This window comes from Caulobacter sp. P1_B12_2, assembly GCF_056406675.1.
Map to the genome: position 1 here is coordinate 1 of NZ_JBFTZS010000147.1, position 14,984 is coordinate 14,984.

Genomic DNA, 14,984 nt, shown 5'->3' on the forward strand with positions numbered 1-14,984 from the left:
CCTTGCGTTCGCTGATGTCCTGCATCAGCGCGGTGAGCTCCCAACCCGCCGCATGACGCACCGCGCCGACGGCCAGCTCGATCGGGATCTCRACGCCGTCCTTGCGCCGAGCGGTCGTTTCGATGCGCTGATCGATGTCGTCGCCGAGAGCGCCGCCCGATCAGCGCATCGAAACGACCGCTCGGCGCAAGGACGGCGTCGAGATCCCGATCGAGCTGGCCGTCGGCGCGGTGCGTCATGCGGCGGGTTGGGAGCTCACCGCGCTGATGCAGGACATCAGCGAACGCAAGGAGCAGCTGGAGCTGTTCGAGAACGCCTTCGAGCACGCGCCGATCGGCAAATGCCTGGTCGGGCTCGACGGTTCGTTCCTGAAGGTCAATCCGACGCTTTGCGAGATGGTCGGCTACACGCGGGAGGAGCTTCTGGCGCTGGACTTCCAGGCGATCACCCACCCGGACGACCTGGACGCCGATCTCAGCCTGGTGACCGATCTCTTCAACGGCCTGATCTCGACCTACCGGATGGACAAGCGCTACATCCGCAAGGACGGCTCGATCATCTGGATCCAGTTGGCGGTGTCACGGGTCGACAATCCCGACGGCACGCCGCGCTATTTCATCTCGCAGATCGAGGACTTGACCGCACGGCGCGAGGCCGAAGCCGCGCTGAAGGACAGCGAGGCGCGCTATCGGCTGATGGCCGAAAACACCACCGACATGATCATAACCGCCGATCTGAGCGGCAGGGTCACCTTTGTCGCCGCGTCGTGCCACGCCTTGCTGGGCTACGGCCCAGAGGAGGTCGTGGGCCGCAGCGCGCTGGATCTGGCCTATCCAGAGGATCGGGTGAGGGTGGGGCGCGTCTACCGCAACCTGACCCGGGGCAGGCGGGTCCAGCGGGTGCGCTGGCGCGTGCCGCACAAGTCGGCGCGGCGAGACGTCTGGCTGGAATCGAACCCGTCTCTGCTGCGCGACCCGGCGACAGACCTGCCGACCGGATTCCTCGACGTGATCCGCGACGTGACCCAGCAGGTCGCCCAGGAGAAGGCCCTGGCGGCGGCGCGTGCCGAGGCCGAGGCGGCCGCCACGGTGAAGGGCGAGTTCATGGCCAATATGAGCCACGAAATCCGCACGCCCCTGACGGCCGTTATCGGCTTCTCGGGGTTGCTGGCCCAGCGCCCTGAGTTGGACGAGGTTTCGCAGCGGTACGTCCATCGGGTGTCCAGCGCGGGACAGGCGCTGCTGGCGATCGTCAACGACGTGCTCGACTTCTCCAAGCTCGAGGCGGGCCAGGTCGAGATCGCGCCGCGTGCCGTCTCGCCGTTGGCGGTGGCCCAGGACGCCCTGGCCCTGTTCGCCCCCCAGGCCGACGCCAAGGGGCTGTGGCTGCAATGCGAAGCCGATGGCGACTTGCCCGATCGGGTGATGATCGATCCGGACCGGGTCCGCCAGGTGCTGCTCAATCTGGTGGGCAACGCGGTCAAGTTCACCGAGCACGGCGCCGTGCGGCTGTTCGTCAGCTATGATCCCGACGCCGCGATGCTGCGCATGCGGGTCGAGGACACCGGCGCCGGTCTCAGCGTCGAGCAACAGACCAAGCTCTTCCAACGCTTCTCGCAGGTCGACGCCTCCTCGACCCGCAAGCATGGCGGCACAGGCCTGGGCCTGGCGATCTGCAAGGGCCTGACCGAAGCCATGGGCGGCGGCATCGCGGTGGCTAGCGTGCCCGGCGAGGGCGCGGTGTTCACCTTCCATATCGCCGCCCAGGTCGCGGCCGGGCTGGGCGGAGAGCCTTATCCCGTCGCGCTCGAGGTTGATGTCCAGCGCTTGGATGGGGTCCGGGTGCTTGTGGTCGACGACAATTTCGTCAATCGCGAGCTGGCCCGGACCGTGCTAGAGCACATGGGGGCCGACGTCGCCGAGGCCGACGGCGGCCGCGCCGCGATCGACGCCGCCTCTTCGGCGCCGTTCGACTGCATCCTGATGGACCTGCGGATGCCCGGGGTTTCCGGGACCGACGCGCTCTGCGAGATCCGCGACACGCCAGGGCCCAATCAGGACGTTCCCATCCTGGCCTTCACGGCGGACGCCGAGGTTGGGCTCCTCGACGGCGACCACGGCTTCGACGGCCTGGTGTCAAAGCCCATCAGGGCGGCGGATCTGGTCGAGGCCGTCGACCGATGCACCCGCTGGAACGGCGCGATCGACGCCGCTGATCCCCTCGACGTCGTGGGGGCGTGAGGTGGGCCGCGTTCGCATCCTGATCGTCGAGGATGATCCGATCATTCTGGACCTGATCACCACCCGCCTCGACATCGCCGGCTACGACACCTACTTCGCCCGCGACGGTTTCGAAGGCCTCAAGCGTCTGCACGAACTGCGGCCGTCGGCCCTCGTGCTGGACCTCAACATGCCGCGGCTCGACGGCTTCGGCGTGCTGCGCAAGATGCGCCAAGAGGGGCTGAACGTCCCGACCATGGTGCTGACCGCCCGCAACCAGCCTGACGACGTCAAGCAGGCCATCACGCTGGGCGCGCGCGACTTCCTGGCCAAGCCCTTCAAGGATGATCAGCTGTTGCAGAGGGTCGGACGGCTTCTGCGGCGCGCGCCCACCCGGTCGGCCCGGGCGTCGGCTGAACCCGAAAGCCTGCCGCCGGTCCAGCTTCCGATCGACGACGGGCCCGAACCGTTCCTGCTCTGAAGGCAAGAAAAGCCCGCGTTCTTCGAGCTGCGTTCGCTTTTTATTCCTGCTCCGCTTGAACCGGGCGGGGGGAACACTCAAGTTGCTTATTCGTTGAGCTCATCGGGTGGCGGCAAGCTCCCGACGCAGGGCCGCCAGGAGAGCGCATGAGTCCCGACGACACCCCCGCCCGGGAGGCTTCAGAGGCCCGCGCCATCGCCGTGGTCGATCGCTATCTGGCGGTCCGACGGCGCACGGAAGCGCTGGCCAAGCCGCTCTCGCCCGAGGATCAGGGCGCGCAGTCGATGCCGGACGCAAGTCCCGTCAAATGGCATCGGGCGCACACCGCCTGGTTCTTCGAAACGTTCCTGCTGACGCCGTTCCTGCCGGGCTACCGGGTGTTCGACCCGGCCTTCGCCTATCTGTTCAATTCCTATTACGAGGCTGTCGGTCCTCGGCAGCCGCGCCCTCTGCGCGGCCTGATCACCCGGCCATCGGCCGACGAGGTCGGGGCCTATCGCGCCCACGTCGACGCGGCCATGGTCCGGCTGCTGACCACCACGCCCACCGCCGAGGTGATCGAGCGCCTGGACCTGGGCCTCTCGCATGAGGAGCAGCATCAAGAGCTGATCCTGATGGACCTTTTGCACCTGTTCGCTCAATCGCCCCTGCAGCCGGCCTATCGCCAGACGCAGCCGGCGGAACGCTCCCCCGCGGCCGATGCCCGATACCTCGCCTTCGAAGGCGGGCTGGTCGAAATCGGCGACGATAGCCCAGGCTTCGCCTTCGACAACGAGCGGCCGCGGCACAAGGTCTATCTCGAGCCTTACCGCCTGGCCGACCGACTGGTGACGAACGCCGAATGGCTGGCCTTCATCGAGGACGGCGGCTATCGCCGGGCCGATCTCTGGTTGTCGGACGGCTGGGCCGCGGTCACCGAGCAGGGTTGGGATGCGCCGCTCTACTGGCGGCGCGAGGATGACGGCGCCTGGTCGGTCATGACCCTGTCGGGTCGGCGTCCTGTCGATCCCCACGCGCCGGTGGGCCACGTCAGCTATTACGAGGCCGCGGCCTTCGCCGCCTGGTGCGGCCGCCGGCTGCCGACCGAAGCCGAGTGGGAAGCCGCCGTGACCTCCCCGGAAGGCCAGGACCTGCGCCAGGCGTCCGACCAGGCCTGGCAATGGACCGCCAGTCCCTATGTCGCCTATCCGGGCTTCAAGCCGGGGGCCGGGGCGCTGGGCGAATACAACGGCAAGTTCATGATCAACCAGATGGTCCTGCGGGGCGGCGCGGCCGAGACCTCGCCGGGCCATGCACGACCGTCCTATCGCAATTTCTTCCACCCGGCTCAGCGCTGGGCGTTCACAGGGGTCCGCTTGGCCGACGACATGGGCGGCTTGGGCCGCGAGACCGCGACGCCGAACTCGACCTTCCTGGAGGACGCGCTGACGGGCCTGACGGCGGAGCGCAAGACGCTGTCGGCCAAGTACTTCTACGACGCCGAGGGCTCGCGCCTGTTCGAGGCGATCTGCGACCTGCCGGAATATTATCCCACTCGCACGGAAACCACGCTGCTTCGGCGCATCGCGCCCGAAATCGCCGCCCGGGTCATGGAGGGCGCTGCCCTGGTGGAGTTCGGCAGCGGGGCCAGCACCAAGACACGCATCCTGCTCGACGCCATGCCACAGCTGGCCGTCTACGTCCCGATCGACATCAGCCAGTCGGCGCTGGACGAGGCGAGCGCATCGCTACGCCGCGACTATCCGGGCCTGGTCGTCGCGCCGCTGGTCGATGACTTCACGCGCGCGGTCCGACTTCCAGCGGCAGCGCGGGGGAGGCCGGTGACAGGCTTCTTCCCGGGCTCGACGATCGGCAATTTCGCGCCCGCCGAGGCGGAGGTCTTCCTGCGCGGCGCCCATGAGCTGCTCGGCGACGGTGCGATGTTCGTGGTCGGGGTGGATATCGCCAAGAGCCCCGACGTCCTGGTGCCCGCCTATGACGACGCCCAGGGCGTGACGGCGGCGTTCAACAAGAACGTGCTGGCGCGGATCAATAGCGAACTGGGCGGTGATTTCGACCTCGACGCCTTCGACCACCGCGCGGTTTGGAACGCCGACGAAAGCCGCATGGAGATGCACCTGGTCAGCCGCGTCGATCAGACGGCGCATCTGGCGGGCAGGGAGATTCGCTTCGAGGCTGGTGAAACGATCCACACCGAGAACTCGTACAAGTACACGCCGGAAATGTTCGTGGATCTGGCCCGTCGCGCGGGCTGGACGATCGCGGCGCGCTGGATCAGCGACAGCCCGAGCTTCGGCGTCTTCGCCCTGGCCGGCTAAGGCGGGCGGCGTTCAATACGAAGAGGGAGAGCGGCCGCGGTGCGACCCGCGTTGGCGGCCAGGTCGCGGTCCTTGGCGAAGCTGCGCTTCTCACTGGGAACGCTGGCGCCCCCTTTGCGCGCGATCTCGCGGCGGCGTTCGGGGTCCATGGCGGCGAAGCCTCGGCGGCCGCGGGGCCGTTCGGTGTCGAGGTCCATAGGGTGCTCCTAATCGGGACTGGTCACGGGGGGGAACGGCGCGGGAGCAGCGTCATAGGGCCGGTCGTCGCCCGGTTGCACCGGCGGCTCGCGCATGGGCTCTTCAACGGGCGTGGCGCCCGGGTCGTAGTCCGGTTGCGGGGGCTCGATCGGCGGTGGGGCGTCGGGGTCGGTCATGGCGTCCTTCCACGGGTTCCTGTGAAGTAACCGGTGAAGTCGCGTTCGGTTCACCCAACAGGCGAGACAAAATTGCAGAGTTTGATGTTAAGCCTGCGGCGAACAAGGTGAACGGCATGACCAAGGCCCGACCTAAGAAACCCGAAAGCGTAGCAATATCGCGCCATTGGCGGCTGTGGGTCGCCGCTTTGGCCGGCGTTTTCGGCTGGCTCGCGGCGGGGCGTTTAAATGCTCCGGTCAGCACACATGTCCTGCTCGGCTGGGACCTTTGCGCGCTGCTTTACGTCGCGACGACCTGGCATCTCTTCCTGACCGCCGACGAGGCCGAGGTGCGTCGCCGGGCGGCCGCCGAGGACGAGAAGCCGTCGTTGATCCTGCTGATCGTGCTGGCGGCGATCCTGTCCAGCCTGATCGCGGTGGTGGCTGCGATGCTGAACGCGAAATCGGCCGGACCGGCGACCCAGGCGATCACCGCCGCCTGCGCGGGCGTCACCTTGGTGCTGTCCTGGGTGGTCCTGCACTCGGTGTTCACGCTGCACTACGCCCATCGCCATTTCGGCGACGGCACCGACAAGCCCGGCTTCCTCTTTCCCGGCGAACCGGCCCGCACCTATCTCGATTTCGTCTATCTGGCCTTCAGCATCGGAGCGACGTTCCAGGTGTCGGACAACAACGTGCTGACCGCCAAGCTGCGCAACCTCGTCACCGCCCAGGCGGTCTGCGCCTACTTCTACAACACCGCCGTCCTGGCCCTGGGCATCAACATCATCGCCGGGCTGGTGAGCTAGCGCGCGGACCCTCAAGGCGCGCCTGGAGCGGGGTTTGCGGCAGGTCGGCCAGGCGCAGCTTGCCGTCGCCGTCCTTGTCGAGCAGGGCGAAGCGGGCCCTGGCGGCCTTGGTCGCCTCGACGCGGGTGATGCGACGGTCGAAGTCGCCGTCCGAGGCCATGACCGGTTCGGGTTCGGCCAGCAGGCTGTAGGGCGTGGCGCCTTGCAGCATGCCGCCCATCGGGCCGCCACCGCGCTTGCCGCCGCCGCCGGGAGGTCCACCACCGCCGCGTCGTCCGCCGCCATGACCGCCTTGGCCACGCGGGCCGTCCTGACCACGCGCGCCAGGACCTTCGCCGCCGCCCTGGAAGCCCTGCAGGATCTCGGGCGCGACCTGGGTCTCGTAGGCCGAGACCTCGAAGCCGTCGACGACGCCGTTGTGGTCGCCGTCGATCCTGTCGAAGAAGCGCAGGGAGTCGGCCACGAACTCGTCGCGCGTCAGGACGCCGTCATGGTCGGCGTCGGCGCCGGCGAACCAGACAGCGATCGGGTAGGGGGCCCCGGGCTCGGCGCGGAACGGCTCGCCCGCCGGGCTGATGAACAGGCTGCGACGCGGCTGGCGCGGCGGCCCGCCGGCCTCGCCTTCGCCGGGGGGGCGAGCCCTGGGCGCCTTGCCCCAGTCGCCGCGCGGACCGTCCTGCGGCGGGCCGGACGCGCAAGCGCCCAGGCACAGGGCCGCGAACATCAGGATGCAGGTGGCGCGGAGGCGGGTGAACGTTTGCATGGCTTGATCAACCCCACCGGCATGTCCGGCGTATGGCGCAGCTTTTGCGGGTCGGCAACAAAACCGGGGGCCGCCGATACAATCGCGGTCGGACCTAGAACGGCAGTTCGACCCGGGCCCGCAGTCCGCCTTCGGGGCGGTTGTGCAGGGTCACGTCGCCGCCGTGGGCGCGCGCCACCGACCGGACGACGGCCAGACCCAGCCCGATCCCGCCGGTCTCGCGGTTGCGCGAGGGTTCGCTGCGGAAGAACGGCTCGAACACGCGATCCAGTTCGGCCGGGGCGATGCCGGGCCCGGCGTCGTCGATCTCGATCACCGCCAGGCGTCCTTCGGCGCGAACACGGCCCTGAACCGCGCCGCCGTACTTCAGGCCGTTCTCGACCAGATTGGTCAGGAGGCGACGAAGCGCGACCGGGTCGCCGTCGATGATGATCTTTTCGCCCAACTCGACCGACGCCTGGCCACCGGTCTCGGCGGCTTCGTCGATGATGCTTTCCAGCAGCGAGGCCAGTTCCAGCTTGGTGCGCTCGGCCGGGCGGGTGGTGTCGCGCACGAAGGCCATGGTCGCGGCGATCATCGCCTCCATCTGGTCGATGTCCGAGGCCAGCTTGGCGCGAACGTCGTCCGGCACGGCCTCGATGCGGAAGCGCAGGCGGGTCAGCGGCGTGCGCAGGTCGTGAGCCACCGCGCCGATCATCGCCGTGCGGTCCTCGACATAGCGACGCAGGCGCTCCTGCATCATGTTGAAGGCGTTGGCGGCGGCGATCACCTCGGCCGAGCCCTTCAACTCCAGCGGCGCGGCGCGCGGGTCGCGGCCCAGGCGCTCCGCCGCGCTGGCGAAGGCGCTGATCGGGCCCGACAGGCGCCGGGCGAACAGCCAGGCCAGGGGCGAGACGCACAACACCGACAGGGCCAGGATCAGCAGGATCCGCTGTTGCCAGGTGTCGAAGCGGATGGCCGGCTTGGGCTCGACGATCATCCAGCGGCCATCGTCCTGATGGATGGCCACCTTGAAGTCGCCGACGATGAACGGTTCGTCGCGGAGACCGTCGGCGCGCGGCGGACGAGCCGGCCCGCCCTGGCCACCCGGCGGACCGTCGAAGCCGCCGGGACCACCGTGGCGTCCAGGGCCGTTCCGGTCGCGCGGACCGTCCGGACCGCCCGCGCCTTCCGGCGGGTGGCGTCGACCGTCTCGCGGCGGCAGTTGCTGCACGAAGGTGCGCTTCTGGGCGCGGACGAAGAAGCGCGGACCCGTGTCGATGTCCATCTCGATCCGCGCGGCATCGATGCCCACCTCGCGGGCGAGGGCCGTCTTGAACTCGGCGCGCCGACGATTGTCGACCAGGCCTCGGATCGGGCCGGCGTTGCGGCGGAGCAGGAGGAGGCGTCCGTCGCGCGGCTGAACCGTCGCGCCGCTCTTCACTGTGCGGGCGATCTCGTTCAGCCGATAGATCTCGGGCGGCGGCGGCGGCAGGTTGAAGACCACGGCGATGGCGATCAACTGCGCCGCCACCAGGGTGACGATGACCAGGCCCAGGGCCTGCACGAACAGCGGCGCGCTGCCCGGGCCCTTCACCCGCACGGGTTCGCTCATGGAGTGCGGGTCACCTTGGACGTGAACATGTAGCCTTCGCTGCGGATCGTGCGGATCAGTTCGCCGCCGCCGCCGTCGTCGAGCTTGCGGCGCAGGCGGCTGATCTGGACGTCGATGGCGCGGTCGTAGGCGTCGCTTTCGCGGCCCCGCGCCAGGTCCAGCAGCTGGTCGCGCGTCAGAACGCGTTGAGGCCGTTCGACGAAGGCGCGCAGCAGCGAGAACTCGCCGCTCGACAGGTTGACCACCACCGACTGCGGCGAGCGCAGTTCGCGGCGGACCAGGTCCAGGCGCCAGCCCGCGAACTCGCAGGCCGCGCCCATGCCGTCGTCCACCGTGCGCGGCTCCTGGCGGCGCCGCAGCACGGCGCGGATGCGGGCCAGAAGCTCGCGCGGATTGCACGGCTTGGGCAGGTAGTCGTCGGCGCCCAGCTCGAGCCCGACAATGCGGTCGGTCTCCTCGCCCATGGCCGAAAGCATGATGATGGCGGGGCCGTCGGCGGCCGACAGGCGGCGGCAGATGGCCAGGCCGTCCTCGCCGGGCAGCATGATGTCCAGCACCACCAGATCGACCGGACCGCGCGCTAGCGCCTGTTCCATGGTCCGGGAGTCGGAGGCGGTGTCGATGGCGTAGCCGTGGCGGCCCAGGAAGTCGGCCACGACGTCACGGATGCCCGGGTCGTCATCGACGATCAGGATGCGGGCGCCGCGCGCGGGGTCGGTGGTCTGGCCGGACGTCGAGACGGGCGCCATCGCGGGATCTTGCGAAGTTTCCATGATTGGTTCTTTCCACGCCCCCGTCTCCAGCAGATTTCACGCCTGAAACAGGGACGCAACCCGCGCATGCGACCAATCCTCGCAATTGTTGTTTGGAGACAAGCATGTCCCGCCTTCTGCCGACGGCCTTCGCCGTTCTTTCCCTCGCCGCCGTCGCCGGTCTCGCCCACGCCCAGGGGCCTCGCGGCAACCAGGACGCCAACGGCGACGGCGCGATCAGCGCCCAGGAATACGAGGACGCCGCCAAGGCGTGGTTCCAGCGCATGGACGCCAACCAGGACGGTGTGATCGACGCCGGCGAGCTGGCCGCGATCCAGAAGCGGATGGAAGAGCGCCGCGCCGCGCGGCCTGATGCGGGGCCGGGGCCAGGCGGCGGCGGTGGAGGCGGCGGGTTGGCCGCGATGGACACCGATCACGATGGCAAGGTGACCGAAGCCGAAGCCTTGGCGGTCAGCAAGGCCCGTTTCGCCCAGTTGGACGCCGACAAGAACGGCGTGCTCAGCGAGGCCGAACGGCCGGTCCGGCGCGCACCCCCCAACTAGGGTTCGCTAGCCGGGCGAGCTGTTGACCGGCGCTTCGTAGTCCTTGCCCTCGACGTTCATCGCCTCGATCGCCAGGTCGCTGACGAACGGGTTGGCGCGCCGCTCGGCGCCGAAAGTCGACATCGGGCCGTGGCCGGGCACGAACTGGACGTCGTCGCCCAGCGGCCACAGCTTGCCGGTGATGGCGTCCAGCAGGTCCTGGTGGTTGCCGCGCGGGAAGTCGGTGCGGCCGATCGAGCCCTTGAACAGCACGTCCCCCACCTGGGCGAAGCGCGCCTGGCGGTGGAAGAAGATCACGTGGCCGGGCGTGTGGCCGGGGCAGTGCAGCACCTCGAACTGGGTCTCGCCCAGGGTGACCACGTCGCCGTCGTCCAACCAGCGGTCGGTGACGAAGATCCGCGCCTCGGGGACGCCGTATCGCTCGCCGGTCGACTGGATCTGGTCGATCCAGAACTGGTCGTCCTTGTGAGGTCCCTCGATCGGAACGCCGGTCAGGCGCTTGAGCTCGGCCGCGCCGCCGGCGTGGTCCATGTGGCCGTGGGTGATCCAGATCTTCTCCAAGGTCAGGCCCTGGTCCTCCAGCGCCTTCATCAGGCGCGAAACCTCGCCGCCCGGATCGATCACGGCCGCCTTCTTGGTCTTGGCGCACCAGACGATGGTGCAGTTCTGCTGCAGTGGCGTGACCGGCGCGATGACGGCGCGGATGGGCATTTCGGCCATGCAACGAGGCTCCAAACGACAACGGGCGGAGATCCGAAGATCTCCGCCCGTCCGAACTAAGCGTTATGAACGCCCGTTCAAGTCCTATTACGCGCCGGGAATGCCGGTGGGAGGCGCGTCGTCGTCCAGTTCGTGAACTTCGCCGCGCAGGCCCTTGCCGACATGGCTCTTGCGGTAGCCGTAGGCGAAGTAGATCACCAGGCCCAGCGCGCCCCAGACCGGCAGCACCAGGATCGATTCCAGGGGCAGGTTGAAGTACAGGAAGGCGCAGCCGGCCAGGGCGATCGGGGCCACGAGCCAGATCGCCGGCGTCTTGAACGGACGCGGACGGTTGGGATCCTTCACCCGCAGCACCATCACCGCGATCGCCACCATGAAGAAGGCGAACAGGGTGCCGGAGTTGGAGATGTCCGCCAGCTGACCGACCGGGAAGAACGCGGCGGCGACGGCCACGAAGATACCGGTGGCGATGGTGACGATATGCGGCGTCTTCCACTTGGGGTGGATCTCGGCCAGCTTCTCCGGCAGCAGGCCGTCGCGGGCCATGACGAAGAAGATGCGGGTCTGGCCGTAGATCATCATCAGGATGACCGAGGGCAGGGCCAGGTTGGCCGCCAGGCCCAGCAGGTAGCCGGCGAGCGGGTAGTTGACCTGACGCAGGACGTGGGCGAGGGCCTCGTTCGAGCAGACCAGGCGGTCGGCGTTCGAAGCCAAGGCGCAGGCCGTTTGGAACGCGGCCGACCCGGGCTGCACGGCTTCGCCGGCCGCGCCGAGGACGGGCTGGGCGCCGATGGCGCCGACCGCGCCGGCCGCGACCAACAGATAGAAGATGGTGCAGATGCCCAGGCTGCCGATCAGGCCGATCGGCACGTTGCGCTGCGGGTTCTTGGTTTCTTCGGCGGCGGTGGAGACCGCGTCGAAGCCGACATAGGCGAAGAAGATCGAGGCGGCGGCGCCGAACACGCCCATGCCCGTCGTGCCTTCAGGGCCGAACCAGCCGTTGGGCGCGAAGGGCGTGAAGTTGCCGTTCTTGATCAGGGGAAGGGTCAGGATGACGAAGACGGTCAGGGCCGAGACCTTGATCAACACCAGGAAGGCGTTGACGCGGGCGCTTTCGGTCGTGCCGATGACCAGCAGGGCCGTCACGGACAAGGCCACCACGATCGCGGGGATGTTGACGACCCCGTGGCTGAAGTCGGCGACCGGCATGAAGCCGTTCAGCGACCAGGCTGGACCGGCTCGCAAGGCGTCGGGCCAATGGAAGTGCAGGGCGTGCTCGATCATGCCGAGGAAGTAGCCCGACCAGCCCACCGACACGGCGCTGGCGGCCACGGCGTATTCCAGGATCAGGGCCCAGCCGACCATCCAGGCCAGCAGTTCGCCCATCACGGCGTAGGTGTAGGTGTAGGCCGAGCCCGAGACCGGCAGCATCGAGGCCAGTTCCGAATAGCAGAGCGCGGCGAAGGCGCAGACGGCGCCGGCGATCACGAAGCTCAACATCATGCCCGGGCCGGCCTTTTGCGAGGCGGCGGCGGTGAGGACGAAGATGCCCGTGCCGATGATGGCGCCAACGCCCAGCAGGGTGAGCTGGATGGGGCCGAGAGAGCGATGCAACGACTTCTTCTTGGCCGTGGCTAGAATCGCATCCAGTGACTTAACGCGCCACATATTTCCTCCAGAGACCCGCGGCTCCCCCCGGGGGCCGCGTAGACAAATTTTGCGGACCGTGGCCCGGTTAACGGGACGCGGTCAAGGTAAAGCGGAGGTCGTGCGTAATTGTTCGCCCCGCTGCGCGCAATAAGGGCCATGGCCTGCCGGGCCGATGTTGCGACGCAGCACGCTTCCTGGCCTTTGCTGCCTCAGGGTTAGGCGCTTGCGGAGAGACCAAGGTTCGGCGGCCGGCGCTTGGTGATTTCCGGCAGCGCCCTTAAACCACGCCGCGTGACCCTTCCCATCCACGACGCCTTGCCGGCCCTGAAATCCGCGCTCGCGGCGCGCGAGGCCGCCGTGCTGGTCGCGCCGCCGGGCGCGGGCAAGACCACGGTCGTGCCGTTGGCCTTGCTGGACGAAGCCTGGGCCGCCGGCGGCAAGATCATCATGCTGGAGCCGCGCCGTCTGGCGGCCCGGGCCGCGGCCTCCCGCATGGCCCAGACCCTGGGCGAGAGCGTCGGCGAGACGGTGGGCTTCCGTGTCAGATTGCAGTCGAAGATCTCGGGCCGCACGAGGGTCGAGGTGGTGACCGAGGGCGTGTTCACCCGGATGATTCTGGACGATCCGGGCCTGGACGGCGTGGCGGCGGTGATCTTCGACGAGTTCCACGAGCGCAGCCTCGACGCCGATCTCGGCCTGGCCCTGGCCCGCGACGCCCAAGGCCTGGTGCGCGAGGACCTGAAGATCCTGGTGATGTCGGCCACCCTGGACGGGGCCCGGATCTCGGCCCTGCTGGGCGACGCGCCCATCGTCGAGAGTCAGGGGCGGATGTTCCCGGTCGACACCCGCTATCTCGGCCGCGACGAGCGCCAGCGGTTGGAGGAACGGGTCGTTCGCGCCGTCGAGCGGGCCTTGGCCGAGGAGGGCGGCAGCCTGCTGGTGTTCCTGCCGGGCCAGGGCGAGATCCGTCGCACCGAAACCATGCTGCGCGACCGGTTGCGGCGGCCGGATGTGGATGTGGCCCCGCTGTATGGCGCGCTGGAGCCCGCCGAGCAGGATCGCGCCGTGGCCCCCGCCGGTCCGGGCCGACGCAAGGTGGTCCTGGCCACCTCGATCGCCGAGACCAGCCTGACCATCGAGGGCGTCCGGGTGGTGATCGACTGCGGCCTGGCCCGCGTGCCGCGCTTCGATCCGTCCAGCGGCCTGACTCGGCTGGAGACCGTGCGGGTGTCGCGCGCCGCCGCCGATCAGCGCCGGGGCCGGGCCGGCCGCACCGAGCCGGGGGTCTGCTACCGGCTGTGGGACGAGCCGGAGACCAGGGCTTTGCCGGCCTTCGCGCGCCCCGAGATCCTGGAAGCCGATCTGTCGAACCTGGCCTTGAACCTGGCGCGCTGGGGCGCGCGGGACGTGGGCGACCTGGCCTTTCTCGACAAGCCGCCGGCCGCAGCCTTTAACGAGGCGCGGATCCTGCTCAATCGCCTTCAGGCCCTGGACGGACAGGGCGGCCTGACCGCTCATGGCCGGGCCCTGGCCGACATGCCGCTGGCCCCGCGCCTGGCCCATATGGTGGTCCGCGCCGCCGCCTCGGGCCAGGCCGAGCGGGGCGCGAAGATCGCCGCCGTGCTCAGCGAGCAAGGCCTGGGCGGCCGCGACGTCGATCTGCGCCACAGGTTGGAGAGTTTCGACCGCGACCGCTCGCCGAGGGCCCGCGACGCACGGACCCTGTCGGAGCGCTGGGCGCGGTCCGCCGGCCGCGCCTCGGGCGCCGCGCCGCTGGACGACGCCCTGCTGCTGGCAGAGGCCTATCCGGAGCGCGTGGCCCGGGCGCGGGGCAAGCCGGGCGAATATCAGCTGGCCGGCGGTCGCGGGGTCTATCTGGAGCCCACCGACGCCTTGGCCCGCGAAACCTGGCTGGCGGTCGGCGAACTGGGCGGCGGCGAGGCCCGCGACCGCATCCTGCTGGCCGCACCGCTGGACGAGCTGGCCCTGCGCGAGGCCTTCGCCGATCGCCTGGTCGCCGAGGACCGGCTGGAGCCCGACGCCAGGGGCAAGGTCCGCGCCCGCCGCCTGTTGCGCCTGGGCAAGCTGGTGGTCGAGGAGCGGCTGCTGGACAAGGTCGATCCGGCGCTGGTGACCAAGGCGCTGCTGGGGCAGGTCGAACGCGAGGGGCTGTCCGCCGTGCCGCTGGGGGACGGGGCTCAGGCCCTGCGTCGCCGTGTCGGCTTCCTGCGCGAACGCGATCCCGTGACCTGGCCGGACCTATCGGATGTGGCCTTGCTGGAGCGCCTGCCCGAATGGCTCGAGCCGCTGCTGGCGGGCCGCTCGGCCTTAGGCCAATTGGGCGACGGGGCCCTGACCGACGCGATCCGCACCCTGGTCCCCTGGGATCTGCATCGCCGCCTCGACGCCGAGGCCCCGTCCCGGTTCACGGCCCCGACCGGTTCCAGCTTCGCCATCGACTACGCCGCCGACGGCGGGCCGCGTGTTGATGTGCGGGTGCAGGAGCTGTTCGGCCTGACGGCCCATCCGACGGTGGGCGGCGTGGCGCTGGTGCTGGCGCTGCTGTCGCCGGGGCACAAGCCGATTCAGATCACGCGGGATCTGCCGGGGTTCTGGAAGGGCTCGTGGCGCGAGGTGCGGACGGAGATGAAGGGGCGGTATCCACGGCACGTCTGGCCGGAAGATCCGGCGGCGGCCGCGCCGACGACGAGGGCGAAGCCTCGGGGGACCTGAGGTATGGTCGGGGACACGCCCTTGCGGCG

The 14,984-nt window shown here is 69.4% G+C and carries 14 protein-coding genes; 6 read left to right on the forward strand and 8 right to left on the reverse strand.

The features are described 5' to 3' along the window. Nucleotides 1-136: PAS domain S-box protein (locus AC1DZ6_RS11125; protein WP_477097254.1), on the reverse strand; the 136-nt coding region annotated here is incomplete at its 3' end. Here AC1DZ6_RS11125 and AC1DZ6_RS11130 point away from each other — a divergent pair. The 3 genes from AC1DZ6_RS11130 (at nucleotide 135) to egtB (ending at nucleotide 5,018) form a co-directional block, all read left to right on the forward strand. Further along, nucleotides 135-2,240, forward strand: a complete 2,106-nt coding sequence (locus AC1DZ6_RS11130) for a PAS domain S-box protein (protein ID WP_477097242.1) — start codon at nucleotides 135-137, stop codon at nucleotides 2,238-2,240. The genes AC1DZ6_RS11125 and AC1DZ6_RS11130 overlap by 2 nt on opposite strands. A gap of 1 nt (nucleotide 2,241) precedes the next feature. Then, nucleotides 2,242-2,700 (forward strand): response regulator transcription factor, encoded by a 459-nt coding sequence (locus AC1DZ6_RS11135; protein WP_477097243.1) that lies wholly within the window; start codon nucleotides 2,242-2,244, stop codon nucleotides 2,698-2,700. 146 nt (nucleotides 2,701-2,846) lie between these two features. Beyond that, the gene (gene egtB, locus AC1DZ6_RS11140; protein WP_477097244.1) at nucleotides 2,847-5,018 is read left to right on the forward strand and encodes an ergothioneine biosynthesis protein EgtB; all 2,172 of its coding nucleotides are present in this window, start codon (nucleotides 2,847-2,849) and stop codon (nucleotides 5,016-5,018) included. Here egtB and AC1DZ6_RS11145 read toward each other — a convergent pair. After that, nucleotides 5,015-5,215 (reverse strand): KGG domain-containing protein, encoded by a 201-nt coding sequence (locus tag AC1DZ6_RS11145; RefSeq protein ID WP_477097245.1) that lies wholly within the window; start codon nucleotides 5,213-5,215, stop codon nucleotides 5,015-5,017. The genes egtB and AC1DZ6_RS11145 overlap by 4 nt on opposite strands. A 9-nt stretch (nucleotides 5,216-5,224) precedes the next feature. Beyond that, on the reverse strand, nucleotides 5,225-5,392 hold the full coding sequence (locus tag AC1DZ6_RS11150) for a hypothetical protein (RefSeq protein ID WP_477097246.1): 168 nt from the start codon (nucleotides 5,390-5,392) through the stop codon (nucleotides 5,225-5,227). Nucleotides 5,393-5,508: 116 nt separating this feature from the next. Between AC1DZ6_RS11150 and AC1DZ6_RS11155 the strand changes: the two genes are divergently transcribed. Beyond that, complete coding sequence (locus AC1DZ6_RS11155) at nucleotides 5,509-6,180, forward strand: DUF1345 domain-containing protein (RefSeq protein ID WP_477097247.1); 672 nt, start codon at nucleotides 5,509-5,511, stop codon at nucleotides 6,178-6,180. Here AC1DZ6_RS11155 and AC1DZ6_RS11160 read toward each other — a convergent pair. The 3 genes from AC1DZ6_RS11160 to AC1DZ6_RS11170 form a co-directional block, all read right to left on the reverse strand. Next, entirely contained in the window at nucleotides 6,158-6,943 is a 786-nt protein-coding gene (locus AC1DZ6_RS11160; RefSeq protein WP_477097248.1) for an EF-hand domain-containing protein, read from the reverse strand. The two genes, AC1DZ6_RS11155 and AC1DZ6_RS11160, sit on opposite strands and share 23 nt — an antisense overlap. Before the next feature lie 94 nt (nucleotides 6,944-7,037). Continuing rightward, nucleotides 7,038-8,537, reverse strand: a complete 1,500-nt coding sequence (locus AC1DZ6_RS11165; RefSeq protein ID WP_477097249.1) for an ATP-binding protein — start codon at nucleotides 8,535-8,537, stop codon at nucleotides 7,038-7,040. Continuing rightward, the gene (locus AC1DZ6_RS11170) at nucleotides 8,534-9,286 is read right to left on the reverse strand and encodes a response regulator (protein ID WP_477097255.1); all 753 of its coding nucleotides are present in this window, start codon (nucleotides 9,284-9,286) and stop codon (nucleotides 8,534-8,536) included. Before AC1DZ6_RS11170 ends, AC1DZ6_RS11165 begins: the two co-directional genes overlap by 4 nt. A 128-nt stretch (nucleotides 9,287-9,414) precedes the next feature. On the opposite strand from AC1DZ6_RS11170, the gene AC1DZ6_RS11175 reads away from it, so the two are divergent. Beyond that, a complete protein-coding gene (locus tag AC1DZ6_RS11175; RefSeq protein WP_477097250.1) occupies nucleotides 9,415-9,852 on the forward strand; it encodes an EF-hand domain-containing protein in 438 nt (145 codons plus the stop codon). A 6-nt stretch (nucleotides 9,853-9,858) separates the two neighbouring features. Here the strand turns inward: AC1DZ6_RS11175 and AC1DZ6_RS11180 are convergent, their stop codons facing one another. Then, on the reverse strand, nucleotides 9,859-10,572 hold the full coding sequence (locus tag AC1DZ6_RS11180) for an MBL fold metallo-hydrolase (RefSeq protein WP_477097251.1): 714 nt from the start codon (nucleotides 10,570-10,572) through the stop codon (nucleotides 9,859-9,861). An 87-nt stretch (nucleotides 10,573-10,659) separates the two neighbouring features. Further along, a complete protein-coding gene (locus AC1DZ6_RS11185; protein ID WP_477097252.1) occupies nucleotides 10,660-12,240 on the reverse strand; it encodes an amino acid permease in 1,581 nt (526 codons plus the stop codon). Between the two features lie 273 nt (nucleotides 12,241-12,513). Here AC1DZ6_RS11185 and hrpB point away from each other — a divergent pair, with 273 nt between their 5' ends. Beyond that, nucleotides 12,514-14,955, forward strand: a complete 2,442-nt coding sequence (gene hrpB / locus AC1DZ6_RS11190; RefSeq protein ID WP_477097253.1) for an ATP-dependent helicase HrpB — start codon at nucleotides 12,514-12,516, stop codon at nucleotides 14,953-14,955. Nucleotides 14,956-14,984 lie beyond the last annotated feature (29 nt).